Annotated in this window: 22 protein-coding genes and 1 rRNA gene; 16 read left to right on the forward strand and 7 right to left on the reverse strand. The window is 68.8% G+C overall.

Going from position 1 to position 25,156, the window contains the following annotated elements; all coding sequences use genetic code 11:
* The first annotated feature begins 179 nt into the window (after positions 1–179).
* A 5S ribosomal RNA gene (gene rrf, locus AC2EWF_RS13070) occupies positions 180–293 on the forward strand.
* A 311-nt stretch (positions 294–604) separates the two neighbouring features.
* Here the strand turns inward: rrf and AC2EWF_RS13075 are convergent.
* From AC2EWF_RS13075 to AC2EWF_RS13095, 5 genes are all read right to left on the reverse strand, one after another.
* Positions 605–1,870, reverse strand: coding sequence for an EAL and HDOD domain-containing protein (locus AC2EWF_RS13075; RefSeq protein WP_483639821.1), 1,266 nt, complete (start codon positions 1,868–1,870; stop codon positions 605–607).
* Positions 1,871–1,969: 99 nt separating this feature from the next.
* On the reverse strand, positions 1,970–2,416 hold the full coding sequence (locus AC2EWF_RS13080) for a flagella synthesis protein FlgN (protein WP_483639822.1): 447 nt from the start codon (positions 2,414–2,416) through the stop codon (positions 1,970–1,972).
* A complete protein-coding gene (gene flgM / locus AC2EWF_RS13085) occupies positions 2,413–2,736 on the reverse strand; it encodes a flagellar biosynthesis anti-sigma factor FlgM (protein WP_483639823.1) in 324 nt (107 codons plus the stop codon). The genes AC2EWF_RS13080 and flgM overlap by 4 nt, the downstream gene beginning before the upstream one ends.
* Before the next feature lie 98 nt (positions 2,737–2,834).
* On the reverse strand, positions 2,835–3,548 hold the full coding sequence (gene flgA / locus AC2EWF_RS13090) for a flagellar basal body P-ring formation chaperone FlgA (RefSeq protein WP_483639824.1): 714 nt from the start codon (positions 3,546–3,548) through the stop codon (positions 2,835–2,837).
* The gene (locus AC2EWF_RS13095) at positions 3,545–4,849 is read right to left on the reverse strand and encodes a methyl-accepting chemotaxis protein (RefSeq protein WP_483639825.1); all 1,305 of its coding nucleotides are present in this window, start codon (positions 4,847–4,849) and stop codon (positions 3,545–3,547) included. Before AC2EWF_RS13095 ends, flgA begins: the two co-directional genes overlap by 4 nt.
* A gap of 192 nt (positions 4,850–5,041) precedes the next feature.
* Here AC2EWF_RS13095 and AC2EWF_RS13100 point away from each other — a divergent pair, with 192 nt between their 5' ends.
* The 13 genes from AC2EWF_RS13100 (at position 5,042) to AC2EWF_RS13160 (ending at position 17,312) form a co-directional block, all read left to right on the forward strand.
* Entirely contained in the window at positions 5,042–5,974 is a 933-nt protein-coding gene (locus AC2EWF_RS13100; RefSeq protein ID WP_483639826.1) for a chemotaxis protein, read from the forward strand.
* A gap of 156 nt (positions 5,975–6,130) precedes the next feature.
* Positions 6,131–6,538 carry a flagellar basal body rod protein FlgB gene (flgB, locus tag AC2EWF_RS13105; protein ID WP_483639827.1) on the forward strand — a complete coding sequence of 136 codons (408 nt, stop codon included), beginning with the start codon at positions 6,131–6,133 and terminating at the stop codon, positions 6,536–6,538.
* Positions 6,538–6,966 (forward strand): flagellar basal body rod protein FlgC, encoded by a 429-nt coding sequence (flgC, locus tag AC2EWF_RS13110; protein WP_483639828.1) that lies wholly within the window; start codon positions 6,538–6,540, stop codon positions 6,964–6,966. Before flgB ends, flgC begins: the two co-directional genes overlap by 1 nt.
* An 11-nt stretch (positions 6,967–6,977) precedes the next feature.
* Positions 6,978–7,658 carry a flagellar hook assembly protein FlgD gene (locus AC2EWF_RS13115; RefSeq protein WP_483639829.1) on the forward strand — a complete coding sequence of 227 codons (681 nt, stop codon included), beginning with the start codon at positions 6,978–6,980 and terminating at the stop codon, positions 7,656–7,658.
* Positions 7,659–7,694: 36 nt separating this feature from the next.
* A complete protein-coding gene (flgE, locus tag AC2EWF_RS13120; protein ID WP_483639830.1) occupies positions 7,695–8,915 on the forward strand; it encodes a flagellar hook protein FlgE in 1,221 nt (406 codons plus the stop codon).
* A gap of 22 nt (positions 8,916–8,937) precedes the next feature.
* Positions 8,938–9,678 (forward strand): flagellar basal-body rod protein FlgF, encoded by a 741-nt coding sequence (flgF, locus tag AC2EWF_RS13125; protein WP_483639831.1) that lies wholly within the window; start codon positions 8,938–8,940, stop codon positions 9,676–9,678.
* A 27-nt stretch (positions 9,679–9,705) separates the two neighbouring features.
* On the forward strand, positions 9,706–10,491 hold the full coding sequence (gene flgG / locus AC2EWF_RS13130) for a flagellar basal-body rod protein FlgG (RefSeq protein WP_483639832.1): 786 nt from the start codon (positions 9,706–9,708) through the stop codon (positions 10,489–10,491).
* Between the two features lie 11 nt (positions 10,492–10,502).
* Complete coding sequence (gene flgH, locus AC2EWF_RS13135) at positions 10,503–11,165, forward strand: flagellar basal body L-ring protein FlgH (protein ID WP_483639833.1); 663 nt, start codon at positions 10,503–10,505, stop codon at positions 11,163–11,165.
* A gap of 26 nt (positions 11,166–11,191) precedes the next feature.
* Positions 11,192–12,373 (forward strand): flagellar basal body P-ring protein FlgI, encoded by a 1,182-nt coding sequence (locus AC2EWF_RS13140; protein WP_483640430.1) that lies wholly within the window; start codon positions 11,192–11,194, stop codon positions 12,371–12,373.
* A gap of 2 nt (positions 12,374–12,375) precedes the next feature.
* Positions 12,376–13,416: a flagellar assembly peptidoglycan hydrolase FlgJ gene (gene flgJ, locus AC2EWF_RS13145; protein WP_483639834.1), complete on the forward strand. Its 1,041-nt coding sequence runs from the start codon at positions 12,376–12,378 to the stop codon at positions 13,414–13,416.
* Between the two features lie 22 nt (positions 13,417–13,438).
* On the forward strand, positions 13,439–15,331 hold the full coding sequence (gene flgK, locus AC2EWF_RS13150) for a flagellar hook-associated protein FlgK (RefSeq protein WP_483639835.1): 1,893 nt from the start codon (positions 13,439–13,441) through the stop codon (positions 15,329–15,331).
* A gap of 13 nt (positions 15,332–15,344) precedes the next feature.
* A complete protein-coding gene (gene flgL / locus AC2EWF_RS13155; protein ID WP_483639836.1) occupies positions 15,345–16,562 on the forward strand; it encodes a flagellar hook-associated protein FlgL in 1,218 nt (405 codons plus the stop codon).
* A 45-nt stretch (positions 16,563–16,607) separates the two neighbouring features.
* Positions 16,608–17,312, forward strand: coding sequence for an acetyltransferase (locus tag AC2EWF_RS13160; RefSeq protein ID WP_483639837.1), 705 nt, complete (start codon positions 16,608–16,610; stop codon positions 17,310–17,312).
* A gap of 14 nt (positions 17,313–17,326) precedes the next feature.
* On the opposite strand, the gene AC2EWF_RS13165 is transcribed toward AC2EWF_RS13160, so the two are convergent.
* Both AC2EWF_RS13165 and AC2EWF_RS13170 read right to left on the reverse strand, forming a co-directional pair.
* Positions 17,327–20,824 carry a glycosyltransferase gene (locus tag AC2EWF_RS13165; RefSeq protein ID WP_483639838.1) on the reverse strand — a complete coding sequence of 1,166 codons (3,498 nt, stop codon included), beginning with the start codon at positions 20,822–20,824 and terminating at the stop codon, positions 17,327–17,329.
* Positions 20,825–20,846: 22 nt separating this feature from the next.
* Positions 20,847–21,998: a DegT/DnrJ/EryC1/StrS family aminotransferase gene (locus tag AC2EWF_RS13170; RefSeq protein WP_483639839.1), complete on the reverse strand. Its 1,152-nt coding sequence runs from the start codon at positions 21,996–21,998 to the stop codon at positions 20,847–20,849.
* 332 nt (positions 21,999–22,330) lie between these two features.
* On the opposite strand from AC2EWF_RS13170, the gene AC2EWF_RS13175 reads away from it, so the two are divergent.
* Both AC2EWF_RS13175 and fliD read left to right on the forward strand, forming a co-directional pair.
* Positions 22,331–23,521, forward strand: a complete 1,191-nt coding sequence (locus AC2EWF_RS13175) for a flagellin N-terminal helical domain-containing protein (RefSeq protein ID WP_483639840.1) — start codon at positions 22,331–22,333, stop codon at positions 23,519–23,521.
* Positions 23,522–23,706: 185 nt separating this feature from the next.
* Positions 23,707–25,149, forward strand: a complete 1,443-nt coding sequence (gene fliD, locus AC2EWF_RS13180; protein WP_483639841.1) for a flagellar filament capping protein FliD — start codon at positions 23,707–23,709, stop codon at positions 25,147–25,149.
* The last annotated feature ends 7 nt before the right edge of the window (positions 25,150–25,156 follow it).

Raw genomic sequence — 25,156 nt, forward strand, 5'->3', positions numbered from 1 at the left:
ATAACCCCAAGTGGCCTTCGCCACGTGCCGGTCGATAGAACCCGGACGCTTGTCACTCGTTTGCCTTTGTTTGACGCGAAGTCCTTTTCGCGAAGAGCCCAACCCGCCATCCCTGGCGGACTCTTTAAAAAGGCTTCCAACCCTTGAAGCTGGCGCGCTCGCGCTGCTTCAGCCCCTTCCCTGGCGGCCATAGCGCTGTGGTCCCACCCGATCCCATCCCGAACTCGGAAGTGAAACGCAGCCGCGCCGATGGTAGTGTGCATCTCGCATGCAAGAGTAGGTCACCGCCAGGGGCTTTATCCCTCGAACGCCCTCACCGATCCCGGTGAGGGCGTTTGTTTTTGCCCGATATCCCTCCGCTCCACCTCCCTGCACCCTCCCTCCCAGACAGGCGCCCCGCCGTCATGCCGGGGCTGCCGTGCACGGGCGACTGGATCGAATAAGCGGTATTGGCGCGCCAGAGGGCACACCCGGAGATTCGGCAAGTTGACGTGAAGCCGGCGCCGCTCACGTGCCATGCGAGTGCATGGCCATTCGACGCGCCATCGACCGCCGCGGCGATCGGTGGACGCGCGGCCGCCTGTCGTGCGCCTGACGATCGGGCTTACTGCACGCTTTTATCGTTGGCGCTGGCGTAGACCTGATCCGCCCACTGGGTGGCGTTGAGGTAGATCGTGGCCAGCCGCTGGATGCGCTGCGGAGGCACCTGCGCGCTGGTCAGCTCGTTCGCTTCCCAGGCGAGGATCTGCTGCAGGATCGTGCCGAACGGGCCGCCACGGCCGGTCAGCGCATCGCTGATCTCGGGCGCCAGCCGCAGCTGCGGCAACAGGAACTCCATCGGGGCGCACATCAAGGTATCCAGCAGCGAGAACAGGCCGACGGTGAACGCCATCTCGGCGCTCCCGTGGGGCATGCCCTGGGCCAGTTCCTCGCACATGTGGGCGCGGATCAGGGCGGCGCGCAACAGCTCCGGCGGGCGATCGTCCATGCTGCACATCGCCATGGTGTCGACCCAGTTGCGCATGCGGGTGACGCCGAAGAAGATCGCGGCCTGCTGCACGGATTTCAGCTGCCGCGGCAAGGCAAAGTAGGCTGAATTGACGCAGCTCAGCAGCTTGTAGCTGAGCACGGCGTCATCGCGGACGATGTTGCCCAGCTCGACCGGACCCGGGTTGCTCTCGTGCAGCACGCCCAGCAGTCGCAGCATGCTCAGGCGGTTGGCGGTCAGCACGGGGACGGCCATCGGCTGCGGTACCAGCAGGTGGCGTCCCTGCACCGCCTCTATCGGCAGCGCCAGGCAACGCTCGTAGGTGGGATGGTCGTTGACGTGGCCGGCGACCACGTGCAGTCCGCGTGCGTGCAGGTGAGCGGCGCGCTGCGCCAGCACTTCCGGCGCCAGCTGGCTGGCGTCGAGCCGGACCAGTTGCACCATATGCAGCAGCGCTTCGAACGGCAGGCCGTGGTCGAGATCCTGATCCCCCACGTCCAGCATGAACTGGCAGCCGCGCTGCGCCATCAGCTGCAGGCGCTTCATCAGCGCCGCGTCGTCGGCCACGTGCGGCTGCAGCACCACGCCCAGGCGCGGCTGGTGCAGCAGCACGTCGGCGTCTTCCGGCAGCAGCTCGGCCGGCAAGTTGAGGAACGCGCGGTTACCGCGCACCAGGCGGGTCAGCGCGCCATCGGTGATCATCCCCAGCACGCTGTGCAGCAGGGTCGTTTCGTCTCCGTTCTCGCGATGGAACAGGATCTCGTAGGCAAACAGCTCGCGCTCGCGGTTGAGCAGGGGGACGCGCAGCACCGGCAGCGGCAGGGGGATGCCCTCGTAGAGCGAGGACTTGCTGGCGGTGGCGGGAGAAGGCGATGGGCTCATGATCGATCCGGCGTCGCGTTTGTCGATGAAGCGGGCCGCAAGCGGCGGCCCGCTGAAGTTGCCGCCGTGGGTGCGGACGGCAGAATGCTCAACTCGGCCTCAGGCTGCCGCCAGCGGGCGCGAACGTGCGCCGGCGTGCAGTTCGCCGCTGCGGTCGTAAAGCCCGCTGTCGCTGTCCGTCCCGGTCAGCACCGCAAGCGCCTGGCGCACCAGCTGCAAGCGCTGGCCGACGATGCCGCCGTTGCGCTGGTTGAGCCGATGGCAATGCTGCAGCGAGTCCACGATCGCGGCCCAGGCCGGATCCGGCGCCGCCGGGACCTGCGGCTGCTCGCGCGCCAGCAGGCGACGCTCCGCGTCCAGCTGTTCCAGCTGCTGCATCAGCACCTGCTTGTGCGCACCGGCCCGGTCGAGCGTGTCGAGATCGCCGGCGTCCAGCGCCGCACGCTCGACTTCGAGCACCTGCGCGAGCTGCTCCAGCCCCTGTCGCATCTCGCCCTGCACGGCGGCGAGGGCCTCGGCGAACTCCTGCCGCAGCGGCGGGTTCATGCCTTGCCCGTGCCGCCGAGCTGCCGTTCCATGGCGACCATGCGGTCGGCGATGCGGCCGGCGTCAACCTTGTAGCTGCCGTCGGCCAGCGCCTGGCGTATGCGCTCCACCCGCTGCGAGTCGACCGGGGTGGCGTCGGTACGCGCGGCCTGCTGCAGCGCCTTGGCCGAGTCGGTCAGCCTGAGCTGGTCGTCGGCCTTGGCGGCCGGAGCACCGGTTCCCGTGGCGCTGGCCGAAGATTCCGGCGCGGCGCCGCTGCCCGGCTGGCTGGTGGCCTGCGGGAGTTTCGACAAGCCGTTGTTGGAAATGGTCGTGTTCATGCGTCCGTTCTCGCAGAGTGGCCCTGTGGGTGTTGCATCGGCACGATGTGCGGAAACTTTAGGGGCACGGAATGGGGTATGGAAGGCATCGTGTGGTTTCAGGGCAGGGCCAGCACCACGCCGGGGGCACGGACCATCGCATCGACCACCTTGCCCGAGCTTTCGTTGCGCACCCGCAGACGGGCGCCGTTGTCGCCACTGCCCAGCGCGACGCCGTCGGCACGCACCACGATGTCGCCCAGCCGGGCCACCATCTGCACGCGATCGCCCGCACGCACCATGCGCCGGCCGCCCAGTGCGGCGGGAGTGAGCACGCTGCCCTCGGGCAAGGCGCGCGCGAGGGTGCGTCCGGCCACCTGGTCGAGGTTGTCGAGGTAGCCGTAGCCGAGCCGGGTCACGTCGCGTTCCTCGGCCTGCACGTCCCCCGGTCGCAGGCCGTCGCCGCGCAGCAGCGGCCGCCTGGTCACCAGCACCGGGCGGAACAGCTGCAGCTGCACCTGCACCCGCACGGTCCAGCCGCCGTCCTGCGGGCAATGTACGGGCACGCTCAGGCGCGGTGCAGGGCGGATGGCGTCGGCCAGCACGGCGCGCAGTGGCAGCATGCAGGGAGTCAGCCGCAGACGCGGGTCGAGCGACAAGGCCTGGGCCACGACACGGCTGCCCGGCAGGTCGAAACGGGCGTGCACGGCCTGCTCGGCGGCGGCGCGCACGGAGCCGGGCGACGGCGTTGCGGCGAGGCTGATGCCAGGCCACGCCACGCCGAGCCACGCCAAGGCGAGGAAGCGGCCGATGCTGGCGCGGCGAACGCTCACGCGTCCGCCAGCAGGCTGTCGAGCTGCCCCAGCAGGGCGTCGCGGGCGGATTCGAGTCGCTGCGACAGCGCCGCGGCCTGCTCGGCCTCGCCGTCGCACAGCAGCGTGATGAAGCGGCTGCCCTGCTCGCACAGTTGTGCGCCGGCATCGGCGAGGCCGGCGCTGGCCGGGTGCGCCGGTTGCAGCGCGCCCAGCCGCTCGACGCTGCGGCGGATCGCATGGGTATCGAACCAGCGACGGTCCAGGGCCGCGGGTTCGTGCAGGGCCAGTTCGGCCGCCTGGCGCAGGTTGAGGGAGGCCTCGCGCACGGTCAGGCTGAGGCTGCCCGGATCGTTGCCGCTGAGGCCCTCCAGCCAGTCCAGGCCCAGCCGGTGGGCGAGCAGCGCGGCACGCTGCAGCGCATCGGACTGGCGCCGCGCCTCGCCGGCGCGGCGTTGCAAGGCCCCGAGCGCGGCCTGCACGCTGGTGGCGCGCGCATGCTGGGCGTCGTGATTCTGCTGCAGCCGGTGCACGAGCTCGCCCGCCGCTTGCAGCGCCTGGGTGCCCGCCTCAAGGACAACGCCGGCCTGGGCCGCGCCAGCCTGGGCGCGCTCCAGCTGTTGCAGGCTGTGCTGCACGTCGCCGTCCAGTTGCGTGGAGAATTCGCCGATCGAGCCGGTGACGCCCTCGATCTCGGCGGTGGTGAGGGCCGTCTTTTCCGCCAGCTGCTTGACCTCGTCGGCCACCACGGCGAAGCCACGGCCGGCCTCCCCGGCGCGGGCGGCCTCGATCGCGGCGTTCAGCGCCACGAGGTTGGTCTGGTGGGCGATCTCCTGCACGGTAGCAGTCAGCTTGCGGATCTGTTCCACCTGTTCGGCCAGCTTGCTCTGGTTGCGGTTCATCGCCGCCAGCGCGCTGCGCAACAGGCGCAACTGGCCGTCGAGTTCGCTGACGTTGCCGCTGCCGGCCCCGCTGGCCTGGCCGGCCCGCTGCACTTCGGCGCCCACCTGCTGCAGGGCCGTCGAGATACCGGCGCTGCCGTCCGTCAAACGGTCGACGCTGCCGCGGCCGTCGGCGGCAGCCTGGTCCAGCGCCGCCTGCTCGCGCGCGAGCTGTTGCACCGCGGCCAGCACCAGGCCCTCCTGCTCCACCGCCTGCAGCGCCACCGCCGCCGGCGGCCGGCTGGCGGCGCGCGCCAGCAGCGGCGCCAGCACCTGCGTGGTGCGCGGGTGCTGGCGTCGCAGCGCGGCCAGCCGCGTCTCGTCGCCGGCGACGGCGGCTTCCACCAGGAGGGCAAGGTGCCGATTCCAGATCAGGCTCATGGGACGAACATCACCTTTGTCGTGTGTGCGGCGGGGCGCGCAGGGAACTGCATCGTCCAAAACCGTCGGGGCTTGAGGAAGCAATCCGCGTGCCACCAGTCGCACCGGCGCTCGCGCTCAAGCCCGGGCGGGCGCGGTCGATAGCGAGCGCGTACGGCCGCCAAGGCGGCGGGTGATTCGCGAGGAGTCCGCATGGGTGGCACGCTGCTGGAAAAGGTGGAACAACATACCCGGCTGGCCGGCCACAACCGCGTGGCGATGTTGCTGTTCCGGCTCGGCGACGTGCAGCTGTTCGGCATCAACGTCTTCAAAGTGCGCGAGGTGATGCGCCGGCCGCCGCTGGAACGCATGCCGGGGGTGCATGCGCTGCTCGCCGGCAGTTGCGACTACCGCGGGCAGACCATCCCGGTGATCGACCTGGCTGCCGCGCTCGGCTATCCGCCGCTGCGCGACGAGGAATCCGCGCACTTGATGGTCACCGAGTTCAGCCGCTCGGTGCAGGGCTTCCTCGTCGCCGACCTGCAACGCATGGTGCAGTGCGACGGCGACAAGTTGGAGGCGCCGTCCGCCACCCTGGGTTTCGGCGCGCGGGTCAACGCAGTGACCCGCGTCGACGGCGCCCTGCTGGCGGTGGTGGACGTGGAGCAGGTGCTGGCCGGCATCGACGCGGCGCCGGCCGAGCTGTCCCTGCAGATGCAGCGCCTCGCCGGGGCGCACACGCTGGCACCGCGGCGGGTGATGGTGGTGGACGATTCGCTGATCGCCCGCCGCCGCCTGGTCGACCTGTTCAAACAGATGAACATCGAATGCGTGGTGGCGCAGGATGGCGGCGAGGCGCTCGAGCGCCTGCATGAACTGGCGGCCTCCGATCCGGCGGAGGGCGTGAAGCTGGTGATCTCCGACATCGAGATGCCGCGACTGGACGGCTATGCACTGACCCGCGCGATCCGCGAGGCGCCGGCGCTGTGCCGGCTGAAGGTGGTGCTGCACAGCTCGCTCAGCGGCATCTTCAACGAGGCGATGGTGAAGGAAGTCAAGGCCGACCGCTTCGTCGCCAAGTTCCAGCCGGATCTGCTGGCGCAGGCCGTGCTGGAACTCCTGCCGGCGGAAGCGCTGGCCGACTGACGCGCGCAAGACGCGTCAACAAACCGACTCCCGGCCGGCGTCGCTCGCGCGACGCTGCTTCGCGAACCCCGCCAGGCCAACCGTGGCAAGGGTTCCGGCACGGTGGCATGCAACTTGCCTCCAGCTCCCTGCGGCCACCGCACGCGGAGCAAACCGATGAGTCCCATCCCGCAAAACCTGTTCGGCATCCATAGCCAGGCGCTGGATCTGTGGCAGCGCCGTGCCGACGTGCTGGCCAACAACCTGGCCAACGCCGACACGCCCGGCTACCTCGCGCGCGACATCGATTTCCGCAAGGCGCTGTCCGCGGCCGGCGGCGACGGCAACCTACCGCTGCAGGCGCCCACCGCGGGACAGATAGGCGCCGGATCGAGCGCCGCACCGGCCGCGGCGGCACTGGAATACCGCGTGCCGACCCAGCCCAGCATGGACGGCAACACCGTCGATGCCCAGGTCGAGCAGGCCGATTTTGCCGCCAACAGCGTGCACTACCAGGCGAGTCTTTCTTTCATCACCGCGCAGATCCACATGCTGCGCACCGCCATCTCCGGAGGGCAGAGCTGATGTCGCTCTATTCCATCTTCAACGTGGCCGGCTCCGGCATGGCCGCGCAGTCGCTGCGGCTCAACACCGTGGCCAGCAACCTCGCCAACGCCGAGAGTGTGTCGGGCACGCCCGAAGGCGCCTACCGTGCGCGCGAGCCGTTGTTCGCCGCCGTACACGCGCAGCAGCAATCAACGGGCGGCAGCGATGCCGGCGCTGCGCAGGGCGTGCAGGTGCTCGGCATCACCGAGAGCCAGGCGGCGATCCCGCAGCGCTACGAGCCGGGCAACCCGCTGGCCAATGCGGACGGCTACGTCTATGCCAGCAACGTCAACCCGGTGGACGAGCTGGTCAACATGATCTCGGCGTCGCGTTCGTACCAGAACAACGTCGAGGTGATGAACAGCGCCAAGCAACTGATGCTCAAGACCCTGACCCTCGGCCAGTGAGCCCCGCCGCCATGACTACCAGCGTGAACACCACCACCAACGCCGCGGGCAATGCCGCCGGTGCCGCGGGCGCGGCCACCGCCGCGCTCGGCAACTCCATGAACCAGGCGGATTTCCTGAAGCTGCTCACCACGCAAATGCAGTCGCAGGACCCGACCAACCCGATGGACAACTCGCAATTCGTCTCGCAGCTGGCGCAGTTCAGCCAGCTGGCCTCGATGCAGGACCTCAATACCAGCGTCAACAGCCTTTCCGGCCAGATCACCAGTTCGCTGCAGTCCTCGCAGGTGCTCGGCTCGGTCGGCCTGGTGGGGCGCCACGTGCTGGTGCCGTCGGCCAGCCTCAGCTATGCCGGCAGCGCGATGGACGGCGCGGTGGGCGTCACCGGCGCCACCGCCAACGTGCAGGTCGTCATCAAGGACGGTGCTGGCAAGACGGTGCGCACGCTCGACCTCGGCACCCAGGCCGCCGGTCTGGCGCGCTTCAACTGGGACGGCATGAACGACGCCGGCGCGCCCGTACCGCCGGGCGACTACAGCGTGACCGCCGCCGACGTCAGCGGCAATGCGCTCTCCACCTATGTCGACGGCACGGTCAGCGGCGTTGGCTACGGCGGCAGCAGCGTGGGTACCTACGTGCAGGTGAGCGGCGTGGGCGGCGTGCCGCTCAGCGCGATCGCGCAGATCAACTGATCGCCCACAACAACCCTTCCAGCGAGGAACGAACCCATGGCTCTCAACCAGGCCCTCAGCGGCATCAATGCCGCGCAGTCCGATCTCAACGTGATCGCCAACAACATCGCGAACGCCAACACCAGCGGCTTCAAGGGCTCGCGGGCGGAGTTCGCGGACATCTACGCGGTGACCGGCATCAATCTCAGCGCCACCGCTGTGGGCAGCGGCACGCGCCTGACCAGCGTGGCGCAGCAGTTCGCCCAAGGCGACATCAAGACCACCGGCAACAGCCTCGACCTGGCGATCAGCGGCAACGGCTTCTTCGTGGTCAACACCGGCAACGGCTACGCCTACACGCGCGCCGGCGCGTTTCACCAGGACTCGGCCGGCAACGTGGTCACCCAGGACAACAACAAGCTGCAGGTCTACCCCTACAGCACCGCCAGCAACAGCTTCGACACCAGCACGCTTGCCAACCTGAACCTGGTTACCGCGCAGAGCTCGGCCAAGCCGACCACTACCGCGACGGTGTCGTCCAACTTGCCAGCCGACGCCACCGTGCCCACGCTGGCCTTCGACCCCACCAACCCGGCCACCTTCAACCAGTCCACCACCTTCACCGTGTACGACAGCCTAGGTTCCTCGCACCAGGCCACCGCCTACTACGTGAAGACCGGCACCAACGCCTGGAACGTGGATCTGTACGTCGACGGCAACAACGCCGGCACGCAGCCGCTGACCTTCGACAGCAGCGGCGCGCTGACCACGCCGGCCAGCGGCATCACCACCTTCAACCCGGTGAACTACGGCAACGGCGCCAACGCGCAGACGCTGTCGATCAACTTCGGCAAGACCACCCAGTACGGCACCGGCTATGCCGCGGGCACGATAAGCCAGGACGGCTACACGGCCGGCGCCTTGTCGTCGATCGACATCGACAGCGCGGGCATCGTCACCGCCAACTACTCCAACGGCCAGAGCAGCAAGATCGGCCAGCTGGCGATGGCGAACTTCCAGAACCTGCAGGGCCTGCGCCAGCTCGGCAGCGCCAGCTGGATGTCCAGCACCGATTCCGGCACCGCGGTGATGGGCACCGCCGCCAGCGGCCAGTACGGCACCATCCAGTCCGGCGCGCTGGAGGAGTCCAACACCTCCGACACCACCCAGCAGCTGGTCGACATGATCCAGGCGCAGCGCAACTACCAGGCGAACGCCCAGGTGCTGTCCACCGACAACACGCTGGCCAATACGCTGTTCACCGCCGTGTCGCGTTAAGCATCAGCCGGGGTAATACGCCATGGACCGTTCCGTCTATCTCGCCATGACCGGGGCCACGCAGATCATGCGGGCCCAGGACGTGGTCAGCCACAACCTCGCCAACGCCAGCACCACCGGCTTCAAGAGCGAGCTGGACGCCTTCGGCAGCCTGGCGGTGCAGGGGCCGGGCAGCCCCAGCCGGATCAATGCGGTGGCGCAGAGCCTCGGCCGCGACGACAGCCAGGGCGCGCTGCAGCAGACCGGGCGCGCGCTGGACGTGGCGGTGCGCGGCCCGGGCTGGATCGCGGTGCAGGCACCGGACGGCAGCGAGGCCTATACCCGCGCCGGCAACCTGCAGCTCACCGCAGACGGCACGCTTACCGACGCCGCCGGCAATCCGGTGCTCGGCAACGGCGGCCCGATCAGCATCCCCGACAGCGCGCAGATCGTCATCGGCAACGACGGCACGATCTCCAGCGTGCCACTGGGGCAGGGCCCGAACACGGTCACCCAGATCGACCGCATCAAGCTGGTCAACCCCGATCCCGCGCAGCTTTCCAAGGGCGCGGACGGCCTGCTGCACCTGGCCGGCGGCGGCAGCGCCGACGCCGATCCCGGCGTGCAGCTGGCGTCGCAGGCCCTGGAGGCCAGCAACGTCAATCCCTCGACCGAGCTGGTGCGGATGATCGGGCTGTCGCGCCAGTACGAGATGCAGGTGCGCTCGATCAAGACCGCCGAAGACAACGCCGACGCCAGCCTCAAGCTGCTGCAGGCGAACTGAACACCACATCGCTAGCGGAGCCACTCCATGTTCTCCTCCCTCTGGATCGCCAAGACCGGCCTCGACGCGCAGCAGACGCGCCTCGACGCCATCTCCAACAACCTGGCCAATGCCAGCACCACCGGCTTCAAGGCCTCGCGCCCGGCGTTCCAGGACCTGATGTACCAGAACCTGGGCCAGCCCGGCGCGCAGACCACCGAGCAGACGCAGTCGCCCTCGGGCCTGCTGATGGGCACCGGCGTGCGGGTGGTGGCGAACGAGAAGCTGTTCACCCAGGGGGCGATCAGCCAGACCGGCAACTCGCTGGACGTGGCGATCCAGGGCCGCGGTTTCCTGCAGGTGAGCATGCCCGACGGCACCACCGCCTATACCCGCGACGGCTCGCTGCACACCGACGCCAACGGCCAGATTGTCACCGCCGACGGTTATCCGATCGAGCCGGCGGTCACCCTGCCGCAGGGCGTGCAGAGCATCACCATCGGCAACGACGGCACCATCAGCGCCACCGTGCCGGGGCAGGCCGCGCCGGTGCAGGTGGGCTCGCTGCAACTGGCCGATTTCGTCAATCCCGCGGGCCTGCAGTCGATGGGCCAGAACCTGTACCTGGAAACCGCATCCAGCGGCACCCCGCAGACCGGCCAGGCCGGCCTCAACGGCATGGGCACCCTGCTGCAGGGTTCGCTGGAGTCCTCCAACGTCAACGTGGTGGAGGCGATGGTGGACATGATCCAGACCCAGCGCACCTACGAGATGAACTCCAAGGCGATCAGCGCCGCGGACACCATGCTGCAGACCATCACCAACAAGACCTGAGGCCAGCCGTGATGTTCGACCGTCGCCTTCCCATAGCAATCTGCGCCCTGGCGCTGCTGGCGGGCTGCGCCATGCCGCAGCAGCGCGACGACGCGCAGTGGGCCGCCACCGCGCCGGTGGCGCCTGCCGCCGCGCCGGTGGCCGACGGCGCCATCTACCACGACGCACAGGGCATGGAGCTGTTCGCCGACCCGCGCGCGCACCGCACCGGCGACATCCTCACCATCGTGCTGGTGGAGAACACGCAGGCCGTGAAGAAGGCCAACACCAGCACCAGCAAGACCAACAAGGACAGCATCGGCGCACCCTCGCTGCTCGGCCACACATTCAACAAGGCCGCCGTCGGCATCGACAGCGGCCACAGCTTCGACGGCGGCGGCTCCAGCAGCCAGAGCAACCAGCTCACCGGCAACATCACGGTCACCGTGGCGCAGCGGCTGGGCAACGGCAACCTGATGGTGCGCGGCGAGAAGCTGCTCACCATCAACCAGGGCCAGGAACTGATCCGGATCACCGGCATCGTGCGTCCGCAGGACATCGGCCAGGACAACACCGTGCCGTCCACCCGCGTCGCCGACGCCAGGATCGGCTATACCGGCCGCGGCAGCCTCGCCGACGCCAACACCCAGGGCTGGCTGTCGCGCTTCTTCAACTCCAGGTGGATGCCCTTTTGAAAATGAATGTCCAGATGGCCACGAAGATGACGCTTGCGCCGAAGTCCGACATTGCGAACCCGGCCACCGCGTTCGCCCCGTCCGCTGCCCGGCAGGGGAGGGTTGGGGTGGGGTGCTTCGCAGCGTTGCTCGTGCTTTGCCTCGCTTTCGCATTCCCCGTCCACGCCGACAAGATCCGCGACCTCGCCTCGGTCGGCGGCGTGCGTTCCAACCAGCTGATCGGCTATGGCCTGGTGGTGGGCCTGGACGGTTCGGGCGACCAGACCACGCAGGCGCCGTTCACCACGCAGAGCCTGGAGAACATGCTGCAGCAGTTCGGCATCAACGTGCCGGCGAACGTGCGCCCGCAGCTGAAGAACGCCGCCGCGGTGACGATCACCGCCGAGCTGCCGCCGTTCGCCAAGCCGGGCCAGACCATCGACGTCACCGTGGCCTCGATCGGCAACGCCAAGAGCATCCGCGGCGGCGAGCTGCTGATGTCGCCGCTGCGTGGCGCCGACGGCAACGTCTACGCGGTGGCGCAGGGCAGCGTGGTGGTGGGAGGCATCAGCGCGTCGGGCAAGAGCGGCTCCAGCGTGCAGAAGAACATCTCCGCCAGTGGGCGCATCCCAAACGGTGCCACGGTGGAGCGCAGCGTGGCGTCGGCGTTCGCCTCCAGCGACGACCTGCGGCTGAACCTCAATACGCCGGACTTCACCACCGTGTCGCGCATCGTGGGCACGATCAACCGCACCTACGGCGCGGGCACCGCGCGTGCAGTGGACGGTGGCACGGTGGACGTGCGCGTGCCGCAGGATCCCACCCAGAAGGTGGCCTGGCTGGGCACGATCCAGGACCTGGACGTGACGCCCGGCGCACCGCCCGCACGCGTGGTGGTGAATTCGCGCACCGGCACGGTGGTGATCGGCTCGGACGTGCGCGTCTCGGCGGCGGCGGTGGCGCATGGCGCAATCGAGGTGACCATCGGCGAGCAGCCGCTGGTCAGCCAGCCCGCCCCGTTCAGCAACGGCCAGACCACGGTGGTGCCTTCCAGCAACGTGCAGGTCAGCGAGCAGGGCGGGCACATGTTCAAGTTCGGCCCGGGCGTGAGCCTGGACACCATCGTGCGCGCGGTGAACCAGGTCGGCGCGTCACCCAGCGACCTGATCTCGATCCTGCAGGCGCTGAAGCAGGCCGGAGCGCTGCATGCCGACCTCGTCGTGATCTAGCAATGGCCGACGCTCCGCTGTCCGCCAACGCCTCGCTGAGCACCTGGACCGAGCTGTCCGGGTTCGACCAGCTGCGCGCGCAGGCGCAGCGCGATGGCAAGGCGGCGCTGCCCGCGGTGGCGAAGCAGTTCGAGGCGCTGTTCACCCAGATGATGCTGAAGTCCATGCGCGAGGCCAGCGACAGCTTCGGCAACGCACTGGGCGACAGCGACGCCGGCAAGGCCTACCGCGACCTGTTCGACCAGCAGCTGTCGGTGAGCCTGGCGCAGGGCGGCAAGGGACTCGGTATCGCGCAGATGTTGATCCGCCAGTTGGGCGGTACGGCCACGCCGACGCCGGACGGCACGGGTGCCTCGATCGGCACGCTAGCCGGCACCGGCGCGCCGACGGCGACCAGTGCCGCCGGCAGCGCGGACGACTCCGACGGCATCGGCGATCCCACCAAACTACCGGCCACGCCCGACCAGTTCCAGCGCCGCCTCGCCAACGTGGTGGAGGCCGGGCGCGAGATAGGCCGCAGCGCGATGAAGTGGCTGCCGCAGGACGCGCAGGAATTCGTGCGGGCGCTGGCGCCGTACGCCGAGGCCGCGGCGCAGAAGCTTGGCCTGTCGGTGCGCACGGTGCTGGCGCAGGCCGCGCTGGAAACGCAGTGGGGCAAGCACATGCCGCGCAATGCCGACGGCTCCACCAGCTTCAACCTGTTCGGCATCAAGGCCGGCGGCAGCTGGGACGGGCGCAAGGTGAGCGTGCCCACGCTGGAGTACGAAGGTGGCGTGGCGGTGCGCCGGCATGCGCAGTTCCGCGCCTACGATTCGCCGGCGCAGTCGTTCAAGGATTACGCCAACCTGATCGCCTCCAACCCCCGCTATGCCGCCGCGCGCGGGCATGGCGACGACGTGCGCGGCTTCGCCAACGCGCTGGTGCGCGGCGGCTACGCCACCGACCCGACCTATGCCGCGAAGATCAGCGCGGTGGCGAGCAGCCCGCAGATGCGCGCGGCGCTGGCCGCGCTCAAGAATCCGGCCGCCGTGCCGAACGAATAAGCGACACCAGGAATCCCGATCCATGTCCAGCCTGCTCAACATCGGCGTTTCCGGCCTGAATGCCGCCCAGCTCGGCCTGAAAGTCACCGGCAACAACATCGCGAACGCCGGCACCGACGGCTACAGCCGCCAGAACACCGTACAGGTGGACCAGGTGGGCCAGAACAACGGCCGCTACACCATGGGCACCGGCGTGGACGTGATCGCAGTGCAGCGCGCCTACAGCCAGTACCTCACCCAGACGCTGTGGAGCACCAACAGCGCGTTGCAGGGCGCCACCACCACCAACGACCTCGCCACCACACTGAACGGCCTGCTGAAGAACAGCGGCAACCTGCAAGGTGCGCTGGACAGCTTCTACGGCGGTTTCAACGCCGTGGCGAACGCCCCGGGCGATCCTTCCGCGCGCCAGGCGCTGCTGGGCAACGCGTCCGCACTGGCGATGGCCTTCAACACTTTCGGCCAGCAGCTCGACCAGCAGCGCACGCAGATCAACACCCAGGTCGCCGACGCCGTCGGCAGCGTCAACTCGCTGGTCAAGCAGATCGCCGCGCTCAACACCAGCATCAGCCAGGCCGGCAACACCCAGCCGAACGATCTGCTCGACCAGCGCGACGGACTGGTCAAGCAGCTGGCCGGCATCACCGGCGTCTCGGTCGCCGCGCAGCCCGACGGTACGCTGAGCGTCTACAGCACTTCTGGCCAGGCACTGGTCAGCGGCAGCTATGCCTACGGCTTCCAGGTTGGCAGCGACGCCTACGACGCCGGCAGCACCAGCGTGCTCGACGCCAGCGGCCACGACATCAGCTCGCGCCTTTCCGGCGGCACGCTGGGCGCCTTGTTGTCGTATCGGCGCAACACGCTGGACCCGGCGCAGAACCAGCTGGGCCGCGCCGCACTGGCGCTGGCGCAAAGCGTCAACGCGCAGCAGGCCAAGGGCCTGGACCTCAACGGCAACCAGGGCGGCCCCTTGTTCAGCGTGCCCGCCCCGACCGTGGCTGGCGCGAGCAGCAACCAGGGCAGCGCCACGGTGGGCGCCAGCGTCAGCGACCTCGGCGCACTCACCAACGACAACTACGTGCTCACCTACACCGGCAGCGCCAGCGCGCCCTCGGTCAACGGCTGGGCGCTGGCCACCACCAGCGGCCGCCCGGTGGCGATGACCGCAAACGCCAACGGCACGCTGTCGGCCGAAGGCCTCACTTTCAGCGTGTCCGCGGGTGCCCAGGTCGGCGACAGCTTCCAGATCCGGCCTACCCGCGACGCGGCCAGCGGCCTCGCGCTGGCCACCAGCGACCCCTCCGCGATCGCGGCAGCGGCGGCGTTGAAGGGCACGGCCGCCGCCGCCAACAGCGGCGGCGCCACGGTGAGCGCGGTGGCCGTGACCGACAGCGCCAACGCGAACCTGTTCGCCGGCGCCACGGTGACGTTCGGCGCCGGCGGCAGCTACACCGTCACCGACGGCGCGGGCAACAGCACCGCCGGCACCTACACCAGCGGCACGCCCATCCAGTTCGACGGCTGGAGCCTCAGCCTCGCCGGCGCACCCGCCAGCGGCGACAGCTTCAGCGTGGCGAAGAACAGCGGCGGCCTGAACGACAACGGCAACGCGCTGAACCTCGCCGGGCTCGCCGACGCCGGCGTGCTCGACGGCGGCCGCACCTCGGCGGTCGGCGCCTATGCCAACCTGACCAACCAGGTCGGCCTTGCCGGCAGCATGGCGGCCAACGACCTCACCACCCAGACCGGCCTCTACAACCAGGCCGCCAGCGCCCAGCAGAGCTCCGCCGGCGTCAACCTGGACGAGGAAGCGGCCGGCCTGATCAAGTACCAGCAGGCCTACCAGGCCTCCGCGCAGGTGATCGCCACGGCGCAGACTTTGTTCACCAGCCTGATTACAGCCATCCACGGCTAGCGGGAGCCTGTCCATGATCCGCCTCTCCACCAGCTGGATGTACCAGCAGTCGCTGACCACCATGCTCGACCAGCAGGGCTCGCTGGCCGCCACGCAGAACCAGGTGAGCAGCGGCCAGCGCATCAACCTCGCTTCCGACGATCCGGCCGGCGCCACGCAGGTAGTGTCGCTCAACCACATCCTGGCCAGCACCGCGCAGTACTCCGCGAACATCGACGGTGCCAACGCGCGGCTCTCCACCGAGAGCAACACGCTCAGCTCCTTCAACTCGCTGCTCGACCAGGCGCGCTCGATGGCGCTGCAGGGCATCAACGGCACCTTGTCGTCTTCCGATCGCCAGGACATGGCCACCCAGCTCACGCAGATCCGCGCGCAGCTGGTGCAGCTGGCCAATACCACAGACGCCAGCGGCAACGCGCTGTTCGCCGGCACCAGCACCACCACCACGCCGTTCGTGCTCAACAGCGACGGCTCGGTGAGCTACACCGGCAACAGCGACAACCAGCTGACGGCCATCGGCAACGGCCTGCGCATCCCCAACAGCGACGAGGGCGCAAGTCTGTTCATGAACATCCCGGCCGGCAACGGCTCCTTCGTGGCCAGCGCGGCGGCCGGCAACAGCGGCAGCCTGCTGGTGGGCGCCACCAGCGTCACCGACAGCAGCGCCTGGAAGGCGGCTACCGCGTCCGGCCCGGTGGACTACCAGATCAGTTTCGACGCTGCCGGCAACTGGACCGCCACCGACGCCAATCACGGCAATGCGGTGGTCGGTACCGGCAGTTACCAGGACGGCAGCAGCATCAGTTTCAACGGCATGACCGTCGCGTTGAGCGGTACGCCCGCCGCCGGCGACACGATGAGCGTGAAGTCCGGCCAGACCCAGGACGTGTTCGGCACATTGACCAACATGATCAACGCGCTGAACGACGGCAGCCAGAACAACACGCAGCTCAGCAACACGATGAGCCGGCAGATCGAATCGGTCGACCGTGCGCAGGACCGGGTCTCCAGCACCCAGACCGACGTGGGCGGCCGCCTCAACCGCCTCACCCAGCAGAAGAGCACCTACAGCGACCTCACCCTGACCTACCAGACCACCCTGTCCGGTGTGCAGGACACCGACATGGCCAGCGCCATCAGCAAGCTGATGCTGCAGTCCACCGCGCTGCAGGCCTCGCAACAGACGTTCGCGAAGGTTCAGGGAATGAGCCTGTTCGATTACCTGAAGTGATGCGCTGGCCGCGGCAGTCCGCGCCACCACAGCCTTCCGCGGCCCATGTACATCCACGGCGGAGCCATGAATCCTCCCAATCCCTTTCATCATTCGCCGCCGGAGTTCCGGCGGCTGCGCATCTTCGGTGCCGGCGGCTCGGGCCGGGAGATCGCGTGGCTGGCCGAGCAGGCGTGGGGGGAGCGGGTGGAAGTGCAATTCGTGGTGGATCACCCGCGCTATCTGGCCGGCCCGGTCAACGGCATCCCGGTCGTGCTGCTGGCGGAGCTCGAGCCCGGTGACGACGCGCGTTTCGTCGTTGCGCTTGGCGACCCGGAACAGCGCCAGCGCGCGGTCGCAGCATGCCTAGCCGCCGGGCACCGGCCGGCTACCCTGATTCATCCGCGCGCAGAGATGTCGCGCTTCGTCGACCTCGGCGCGGGCACAGTCGTGTGCGCGAAGTGCTCGATTACCTGCAACGTTTCGGTCGGCACGCACGTGCAGGTCAATCTGGCCTGCTCAGTGGCGCACGACGTGGTGCTCGGCGACTACACGACCCTGTTGCCGGGAGCCAGGGTATCCGGCCATGTGCACGTCGGGCGCGGCGTGTTCATCGGCACGAACGCCTGCATCATCAATGGCCAGCCCGGCAAGCCGCTGCGCATCGGCGACGGCGCGGTGATCGCGGCTGGCGCCTGCGTCACCAAGGATGTTCCGGCGCACGCGTTGGTCGCCGGCGTGCCTGCCGTGGTGAAGGGCAGGCGGCGCTGACGAGGACTGCCCGCTCAGCCGGGCAGCCAGGCGTCGCGCCAGGAAACCAGGTTGTCCCCGCTGAGCATCCAGCCGCGGTGCACCGCTTCGCGCAGCGCATCGCCCATGCGTGCCGCCGCATCGAGGTCGCTGGTGTGCATGCGGATTGCGTCCACCCATTCCTTGTAGCGGTTGCGCACGCGCGTCACCGGCAGGTCGCCGCGATAACAGACGATGTCGCTGCACACCACCGGGAAGCCGCACGCGCCGTATTCCAGCAGGCGCAGGTTGCTCTTGCAGGCGTTGAACAGGTTGTCCTCCAGCGGCGCCAGCGCGAGGTCGAGGTCCAACGCGGCCAGGGCCGCAGGGTACTTGTCGATCGCCACGCCGTCGTGGAACTCGTGCACGCAGGGGCGCAGCTTTTCCGGGCACATGCCGAAGAACACCCACTCGACCTCGCCGGCCAGCTCGCGCACCACGTCGGCGATCAGTTCCAGGTCGCCGCGATGGCTGCTGCCGCCGGCCCAGCCCACACGTGGCTTGGCGCCTTTGCGGCGCCGGCCGGCCAGCCCGCCCCACCAGTCCGTGGGCAGGCGGTTGGGCACGATACGGATGTCCTCGTGCATGTCGGCGAACTGTTCGGCCAGCGGTGCGGTGGACACCACGAAGCGGTCGGTGAGCGCCACCGCCTTGCGCAGCGATTTCAGGACATCCCTGGGCACGCCGTCGCGGTGCACGCTCTTCAGCGGCAGGTTGGGCAGATAGTCGTCCAGTTCGTAGACTTTGAAGGCCCGGCTGAAGTCGCGGTAGTTCCGCATGGTCTCGATCTGGGCGTCGGTGAGCTGTCGCTGCAGCACGATGGCGGCAGGTGCGAAGCGCTCCATCGCGACCGGCTGCAGGTGCATCGGCGTGACCATGCCTTCGGCCAGCCCCTCCCGTTGCATGGCGTGGAACGGCTGCCGGATGCGGTAGTGGCCGCAGCCATTGCCGTCGGCGGCGACGCAGAACAGGCGCGGCAGCAGCGGCTGCTCGAAGGGTTGCCAGGCCAGCGGCCGGGACTGGTCCAGCTCGAAGCCGTTGCCGGCCAGGCTGAGGTTGCGGTTGTAGGCCGGGTCGCGCGCCAGCAACGGCAACCACTTGCGGTACATCGCCTGCTGTTCGCCCTTGAAGCGCGCGGCTTTGGCCTCCTGCGCGGTGGTGTCCACCTTGTTCTGGCTGACGCTGCCTTCGTGCATCAGGCGTGCGTAGGGCGTCCACACTGCGAGGTAGCCGGCCTGGCGCACCTTCAGGCACAGGTCGACGTCGTTGTAGGAGACCTTGAAGTCTTGCTCGTCCAGGCCGCCGACGTCCCGGTACACCGAGGTGCGGATCATCAGGCAGGCCGCGGTGACCGCAGTATAGTTCTGGTCCACCTGCAGGCGGTGCATGTAGCCGGGCGCGTCCATCGGCTCGCCGATGAAGGGGTGGTCGGCCGGCCCGCGCAGGCCTAGCACCACACCGGCGTGCTGGATGCGTCCGTCAGGGTAGTGCAGCTTGGCGCCGACGATGGCCACTTCGGGCCGCTGCGCGTGGTTGAGCAGGGCCTCGATCCAGTCCTCGTGCAGCACCGCGGTGTCGTTGTTGAGCAGGACCAGGTATTCGCCGCGCGCCTGCGCCGCGGCGAAATTGTTGATCGCGGAGTAGTTGAACGGGTGCGGCCAGCGCAGCACGCGCAGCTGCGGGTTGTTCAGCCGCTCGATGCCGTCCAGGTAGGCGCAGGCGGCGGGGTCCTTGCTGTCGTTGTCCACGATCAGCAGCTCGTAGTTCGTGTAGCGGGTCTTGGCGAGCAGGCTGTCGATCAGGCCGTTGAGCATCGGCAGCTGGTCGCGGGTGGGCACGATGATCGAGACCGGCGGCCGGCGCTCGCACAGATAGCGCACGCGGGTGACGCCGGCGAAGGCGCCGGGAAGCAGCTCGTGCGCAATACCCAGCCGGTCGAGATGGGCGCCGACGATCGCGGCCGCCTGCTCGCGTACCGCAGGTGAAGCCAGCCATTGCGCGAAGGGCAGGCGCGCGTGGTACAGCACTTCGGCCAGGTGCCCCACGGATTGCAGGCCGCGCCGCTCGATGCTGCGGAACACGAAGTCGTAGTGGGCGAGCGGCCCGTGACGCGCATCCAGTCCGCCCAGGTCGAGCAGCGCCGCCTTCCGCAGGGCCAGGGTACGGCCCAGGTAGGGGTAGCTGCGCAACATGTCGAGGTTCAGGTCGGGCTTGAAGATCGGTTGCTCATAGCCGCCGTCGCCGCGTGCGTCCTCGTCGACATAGCAGCAGGTCTGCTCGGGGTGGGCGACGGCGTTCTCGCCCAGCAGCAACAAGGCGTGCGGCGCCAGTTCGTCGCCGGCGAAAAGCGGGAGGATCCAGTCCGCGTCGCTGGCGCGGGCCAGCGCGTTGAGCTGCGCCAAGCCGTTGCCGCCGGCATCGCCCGAAAGCACGGTGACCTGCAGGTCGCGATGCTGCTGGGCGGCCAGGCTGTCCAGGCTGGCTTGCACGTCGGCGGGGCTGCCGTCCGTGTCGATCACGAATGCCTGCACGCGGCAGCCTGCCGCGCGGTCCCGTGCCAGGGCCGCCTGCCCGGAGGACAGCTGTTGCGAATCCAGCCAGTGGCGGTACTGCTGTTCCGGGCTGGCCGGGCGGAAGTGGATTGTCGGCTGCTGCTGGTCGAGCACCGACGCCCGGAAATAGTCGCCGTGGTGGATCGCGGTGATATCGCCGCTATGGGCGTGGCGCACGCCCATGTCGAGCAGGCGCTCCCACAGGTCCCAGTCGCCCGGGTGGAAATACTTCCAGCATCCGGGGTTGTAGCGGAACGTCTTCAGTCCCGCGTGGTAGAGGCTGCCTATGCGCGCGATGTCGCCGAAGCGCGGCGTGGCGCTGCCGACCACGCCCTGCTCCCGGCCATGGTCGTCCAGGAAGCGCACGCGGCCGTGCGTCCACTCGGCCCGGTGCTCCTGCGCCGTGCGCAACAGGCTGGAAAGATGGTCGGGAAGGAATTCGTCGTCGTCGTCCAGGTGGGCGATCCAGGCGCCACGGGCGAGGCGCAGGCCGAAGTTCATCGGCTTGATGCCGGCCACATACCACTTCGGCCCCTTCAGCGTCGGATACGTGCCGCGCCGACGCAGGTTGTGGAAGCGCACGCGCGGATCCGCCTGTGCCGCCTCGTGCAGGAGTGCCGCTTGCGAGGTCTCCATGCAGTCGCCGACGATCAGCACTTCCCAGTGCGGGTAGTCCTGGCGCAGTACGCTGGGAAGCGTGCGCTCCGCGATCAGCTCGGCGCGGTTGTACGTGGGGATGATGACCGAGATCAACGGCTGTTCGCCGTAGGCATCTTCGTAGTCCGGGCGGCTGCGGATGCGGTCGAGCCGCGTCGCATCGTTGGCGCGAAGCCGGGTCTTTTCGCGCCGGCCGTGCTCGTCGAAGAACTGGCCCATCAGGGCGATGCGCGCCTGCAGCTGTTCGCAGCGCTGCTGCAGCTGCGCGGTGTCCGTGTCGCTCATGGATGGCTGTCCGTCCATGGGCTTACGCCGACCTTTCGGCAAGCAGGCGAGCCAGCGACTCGCAGACACGGTGGATCTGCGCCGTGGTGATGTCGAGATAGAACGGCAGGCCGAGCAGGCGCTCCGAAAGCGCATGCGCAACCTCCAACGGCTCCGCGCGGTAGCCGGCGAAGGCCGGGTGACGGTCGATGGTAGGGCAGTACCACTGCCACGTCTGGATGTCCTGCGCCGCCAGCGCCTGCTGGATGTCTGTGGCGCGTACCCCGGGAGGCAGCGCCACGACGAGGATCGGATACACGCCGCCCACCGCCTGCTCCTGCAGCACGACGTCCGGACAGGAGCGCAGCAGCTGCCGCAGGTAGCGCGCCCGCAGCGTGCGGCGCGCGCGCGCGATGTCAGGCCATTGCTCCAGCGAGGCCAGCGCGACGGCGGCGTGGTATTCGCTGAGCTTGCCGTTGCCGCCGGGGGCGAACACCTGGCTGCCGTGATCGAGGTCGATGCCGAAATTGCTCAGCGTGCGTATCCGCCGGGCCAGCGCGTGGTCGCGCGTGGCGACGAAACCGCCTTCGCCGGCGGCGAGGGCTTTGGTGGCGTGCAGGCTGAAGGCCACATGGCAGCGCAGCGCGGCCCGTTGGTTGCCGAAGGCGCCCGCCGCGTCGATGAGCACGGGGATGCCGGTGTCCTCGACGAAGCGGTCCCATGCGGCGGTGTCCTGCGCGAGTCCGAAGGTGGCGACGGGGATGACGGCGTCGATCCGCTGGTCAGCCGCCATCCGGTAGGCGATGTCCGGCGTGAGCAGCCAGTTCCCGGCATCGACGTCGCCGACCAGCGGCGTGTACCCGGCGCGGACCACCGCGGTGGCCGTGGCGACGAAGGTCAGCGCCGGCAGCAGCACGCACGCCCCCGGCGGCAGCTGCATGGCGGACAAGGCCAGTTCGAGCGCAGCGGTGCCGCTGGACAGGCTGACGACGCAAGGCGCGTCGTCGGCGTCGAGCTGTGCCGCCAGGCGCTGTTCGAGCTCGACCACCAGCGGCCCGAAATTCGTGTACCAGCGTGCGGCGTCGATGCGCTGGAGGTAGGGAAGCAAGGCGTCCGCGTCCGGCAGCTGCGCACGCATCAGGGGAATCGTCCAGGCGTGTTCTGCCGCGTGGTCCTGCAGGGTGGCTGCTTGCATGTGCCTTGCGCCTCGTGTGGTGGGTCCCGGCGCTCGTGGCATCGACGGTTTTCCGTCGTCGAGCAGCCCTGGGACGATGTCAGCAAGGTTGGTGCCAACCGTTGCAGCGACCTCGCAGCAGCGGTGCACGCCGGATCGAAGGGCAGGGCGGCGCGTGGCGCGCGATCGGTGTCCGCGCATAACTCATGCCAAGCCAAAGAATTTTCTGAAAATGACTCAAGAACCCCGCGCGGTCGCCGAAACATCCCCTGAGGCGGTTGGCACTCCGGTCTAGGAGCACCGCCGGAGAAGGTATCCGACAGCTTCAAGACCGCTTAAATAGGAGACATCCCATGTCACTGGTCATCAACACCAACGTTTCCTCGCTGAACGCGCAGAACAACCTGTCCAAGTCGCAGAGCGCCCTGGCGCAGGCCACCATGCGCCTGTCCTCGGGCCTGCAGATCAACAGCGCCGCCGACAATGCAGCGGGCTTCGCGATCGCGCAGCGCTACACCACCCAGATCGGCGGCCTGTCCCAGGCCAGCGCCAACGCCTCGGACGCCATCAACCTGGCGCAGACCGCCGGCAGCGCGCTGGACCAGGTCACCGCCAACCTGCAGGCGATCCGCGACCTGGCCGTGCAGTCCGCCAACGGCACCTACACCGCCTCGGACCGTTCCTCGATCGACCAGGAAGTGCAGCAGCGCCTGGCGGAAATCACCCGCATCGCCAACCAGACCACGTTCAACGGCTCCAAGGTGCTGGACGGCTCGCTGGGCACCAAGAGCTTCCAGGTCGGCGCCGACGTGGGCCAGACCATCAGCGTGAACCTGCAGACCAGCGTGAAGGCCTCCGCGCTGGGCTCGATCGCCCAGCTGGAAACCGGCAACCTGAGCGGCGCCTTCGTCGACGCCAGCGGCAATGCCCAGACGATGGACCTGAGCAAGATCTCCATCAAGGGCACCGACGGCAAGTCGGTCACGCTCTCCGGTACAGCCGGGACCGTGCAGGACCTGGCCGATGCCATCAACGCCGCCGGCGTCACCGGTGTCAGCGCGGCAGTCGACGGCAACGGCGGCGTCAGCCTGTTCGCCAACGGCAGCTTCCAGGTGACCGACAGCGGCGCCGCCGCGAGCGGTGCGGTGTCTTCCGGCGCAATCACCAGCGGCGCCTACGTGGACGGTTCGACCACGGCCACCAACGCCACGGGTTCCATCGCCGTGTCGGGTTCGCTGTCCGGCAGCAACGTGAAGACCGTCAACAGCGCCAACGCCCTGATCTCCCAGGTCGATGTGGCCCTGAAGTCGGTGGCCGACTTCGCCGCCCAGCTGGGCGCGGTGCAGAACCGCTTCCAGTCCACCATCGCCACGGTGGCGGCGCAGTCCACCAACCTGCAGGCGGCGCGATCCACCATCCAGGACGCGAACTTCGCGGCCGAGACGGCGGCGCTGAGCAAGGCGAACGTGCTGCAACAGGCAGGCATCTCGGTGCTGGCCCAGGCCAACTCCAACCCGCAGATGGCGCTGAAGCTGCTGCAGTGACGGCGGCAGGGGAACCGTTCACGGGCCGGTCGGGCCGCGAACGGTTGCCCAGTGCGGCGGCGGCTCCAGCAGCGGAGCCGCCGTCCCCACGAGGGTTTCAGGCAAAGCCCATGCGGCTGGCGTGAGTTTTGCCTGTGGTCCTTGCATCCCCATCGAACGGGATCGGATCGCGAAAGGAATAACCCATGACTTCCATCTCCGGTGTCGGCACCACCACGACCTCCGCCAGCGCCACGAGCGGCAGCTCGGGCAGCAACAGCAACACCGGGGCTGGCCTGCTCAGCTCGGCGGGCATCGGCTCGGGGCTGGACGTCAACGCCATCATCACCGCGTTGGTCAACGCCAAGCAGGCCGGCCCGGCGCAGCAGATCAGCAGCCAGACCACGCAACTGCAGGCGCAGGAAGCCGGACTGACCGGCCTCGGCAGCGCGCTGAGCTCGCTGCAGTCCACGCTGAGCACGCTGGCCAGCAGCATCACCTTCAATACCTATACGGCTACGCTGGGGAATACCGCGCTGGGCACCGCCAGCACCCTCCCCAACGCGCAGCCGGGCAACTACAACCTGGTGGTGAACCACCTGGCCACCGCGCAGCAGCGGGCCAGCGGCGCCTATGCGTCGGGCAGCGCGGTAGGCGCCGGAACTTTGACGGTGAGCGTCGGCAGTCAGTCGATGAACATCACCGTCGGGGCGACCGACTCGATCAGCACCATCGCCACGGCGATCAACCAGTCCAGCAGCAATCCCGGCGTGCAGGCCACCATCGTCAATGGCGCGAACGGCGCGCAACTGCTGCTGACGTCCACCAAGACCGGCGTGGCCAACGGCTTCTCCGTGAGCGCGGGCGCCGGCAGCAGCGCGGGACTGTCATCGCTGGCCACGACGCTGAACACGGCGGGATCGAACGAGGCCAGCGACGCCAGCCTGAGCATCGACGGCATCGCGGTCACCAGCGCCAGCAATTCGGTGAGCGGCGCGCTGAACGGCGTCACCCTGAACCTGGCCGCCACCGGCTCGTCCACGCTGGCCGTGAGCCAGGACACCGGCGCGGTGACTGACGCGGTGAACAACTTCGTCACCGCCTACAACAGCTACATCTCCACCGTGGGCACGCTGAGCAGCTACGACCCCAGCACCAAGCAGGGCGGAGTGCTGCTGGGCGACACCACGCTGATGTCGGTGCAGCGCCAGGTCAACAGCGTGCTCAGCGGCAGCGTGGCCGGCAACAGCATCGGCTCGCTGGCGGCCCTGGGCATCACGCGCAATGCCGACGGCACGCTGTCATCCAACAGCAGCACGCTGAGCAGCGCGCTGCAGGGCAACCCGGGCGCGGTGCAGGACCTGTTCGCCGGCGCCAACGGCTACGCCACCCGCCTCAATAGCATGCTGGATGGCTTCACCTCCAGCAGCGGCATCATCGCCACGCGCACCGCCAGCATCCAGGACCAGCTCACCAACCTGAGCCAGGAATCGACGGCGCTCACCGCGCGCATGAATGTCTACGCGACCCAGCTGCGCCAGCAGTACACCGCGCTGGACACCTTGATGTCCTCGCTCAACAACACCAGCAGCTACCTCACCAGCTCGATGAACGCGCTGCTGGGCAATTCATCTTCATCGGGCAAGTGACGAGGAA

The sequence above is a fragment of the Rhodanobacter sp. sgz306013 genome, from assembly GCF_057031145.1.

Excerpts from the sequence above, each read along its gene's own strand:
- flgH (WP_483639833.1), top strand. The coding sequence starts at position 10,503 with ATGTTCGACCGTCGCCTTCCCATAGCAATCTGCGCCCTGGCGCTGCTG.
- flgJ (WP_483639834.1), top strand. The coding sequence starts at position 12,376 with ATGGCCGACGCTCCGCTGTCCGCCAACGCCTCGCTGAGCACCTGGACC.
- flgE (WP_483639830.1), top strand. The coding sequence starts at position 7,695 with ATGGCTCTCAACCAGGCCCTCAGCGGCATCAATGCCGCGCAGTCCGAT.
- flgF (WP_483639831.1), top strand. The coding sequence starts at position 8,938 with ATGGACCGTTCCGTCTATCTCGCCATGACCGGGGCCACGCAGATCATG.
- AC2EWF_RS13160 (WP_483639837.1), top strand. The coding sequence starts at position 16,608 with ATGTACATCCACGGCGGAGCCATGAATCCTCCCAATCCCTTTCATCAT.
- AC2EWF_RS13170 (WP_483639839.1), bottom strand. The coding sequence starts at position 21,998 with ATGCAAGCAGCCACCCTGCAGGACCACGCGGCAGAACACGCCTGGACG.
- AC2EWF_RS13100 (WP_483639826.1), top strand. The coding sequence starts at position 5,042 with ATGGGTGGCACGCTGCTGGAAAAGGTGGAACAACATACCCGGCTGGCC.
- AC2EWF_RS13095 (WP_483639825.1), bottom strand. The coding sequence starts at position 4,849 with ATGAGCCTGATCTGGAATCGGCACCTTGCCCTCCTGGTGGAAGCCGCC.
- AC2EWF_RS13080 (WP_483639822.1), bottom strand. The coding sequence starts at position 2,416 with ATGAACCCGCCGCTGCGGCAGGAGTTCGCCGAGGCCCTCGCCGCCGTG.
- AC2EWF_RS13075 (WP_483639821.1), bottom strand. The coding sequence starts at position 1,870 with ATGAGCCCATCGCCTTCTCCCGCCACCGCCAGCAAGTCCTCGCTCTAC.
- flgB (WP_483639827.1), top strand. The coding sequence starts at position 6,131 with ATGAGTCCCATCCCGCAAAACCTGTTCGGCATCCATAGCCAGGCGCTG.
- AC2EWF_RS13140 (WP_483640430.1), top strand. The coding sequence starts at position 11,192 with ATGACGCTTGCGCCGAAGTCCGACATTGCGAACCCGGCCACCGCGTTC.
- AC2EWF_RS13115 (WP_483639829.1), top strand. The coding sequence starts at position 6,978 with ATGACTACCAGCGTGAACACCACCACCAACGCCGCGGGCAATGCCGCC.
- flgC (WP_483639828.1), top strand. The coding sequence starts at position 6,538 with ATGTCGCTCTATTCCATCTTCAACGTGGCCGGCTCCGGCATGGCCGCG.
- AC2EWF_RS13175 (WP_483639840.1), top strand. The coding sequence starts at position 22,331 with ATGTCACTGGTCATCAACACCAACGTTTCCTCGCTGAACGCGCAGAAC.
- fliD (WP_483639841.1), top strand. The coding sequence starts at position 23,707 with ATGACTTCCATCTCCGGTGTCGGCACCACCACGACCTCCGCCAGCGCC.
- flgG (WP_483639832.1), top strand. The coding sequence starts at position 9,706 with ATGTTCTCCTCCCTCTGGATCGCCAAGACCGGCCTCGACGCGCAGCAG.
- flgM (WP_483639823.1), bottom strand. The coding sequence starts at position 2,736 with ATGAACACGACCATTTCCAACAACGGCTTGTCGAAACTCCCGCAGGCC.
- AC2EWF_RS13165 (WP_483639838.1), bottom strand. The coding sequence starts at position 20,824 with ATGAGCGACACGGACACCGCGCAGCTGCAGCAGCGCTGCGAACAGCTG.
- flgL (WP_483639836.1), top strand. The coding sequence starts at position 15,345 with ATGATCCGCCTCTCCACCAGCTGGATGTACCAGCAGTCGCTGACCACC.
- flgK (WP_483639835.1), top strand. The coding sequence starts at position 13,439 with ATGTCCAGCCTGCTCAACATCGGCGTTTCCGGCCTGAATGCCGCCCAG.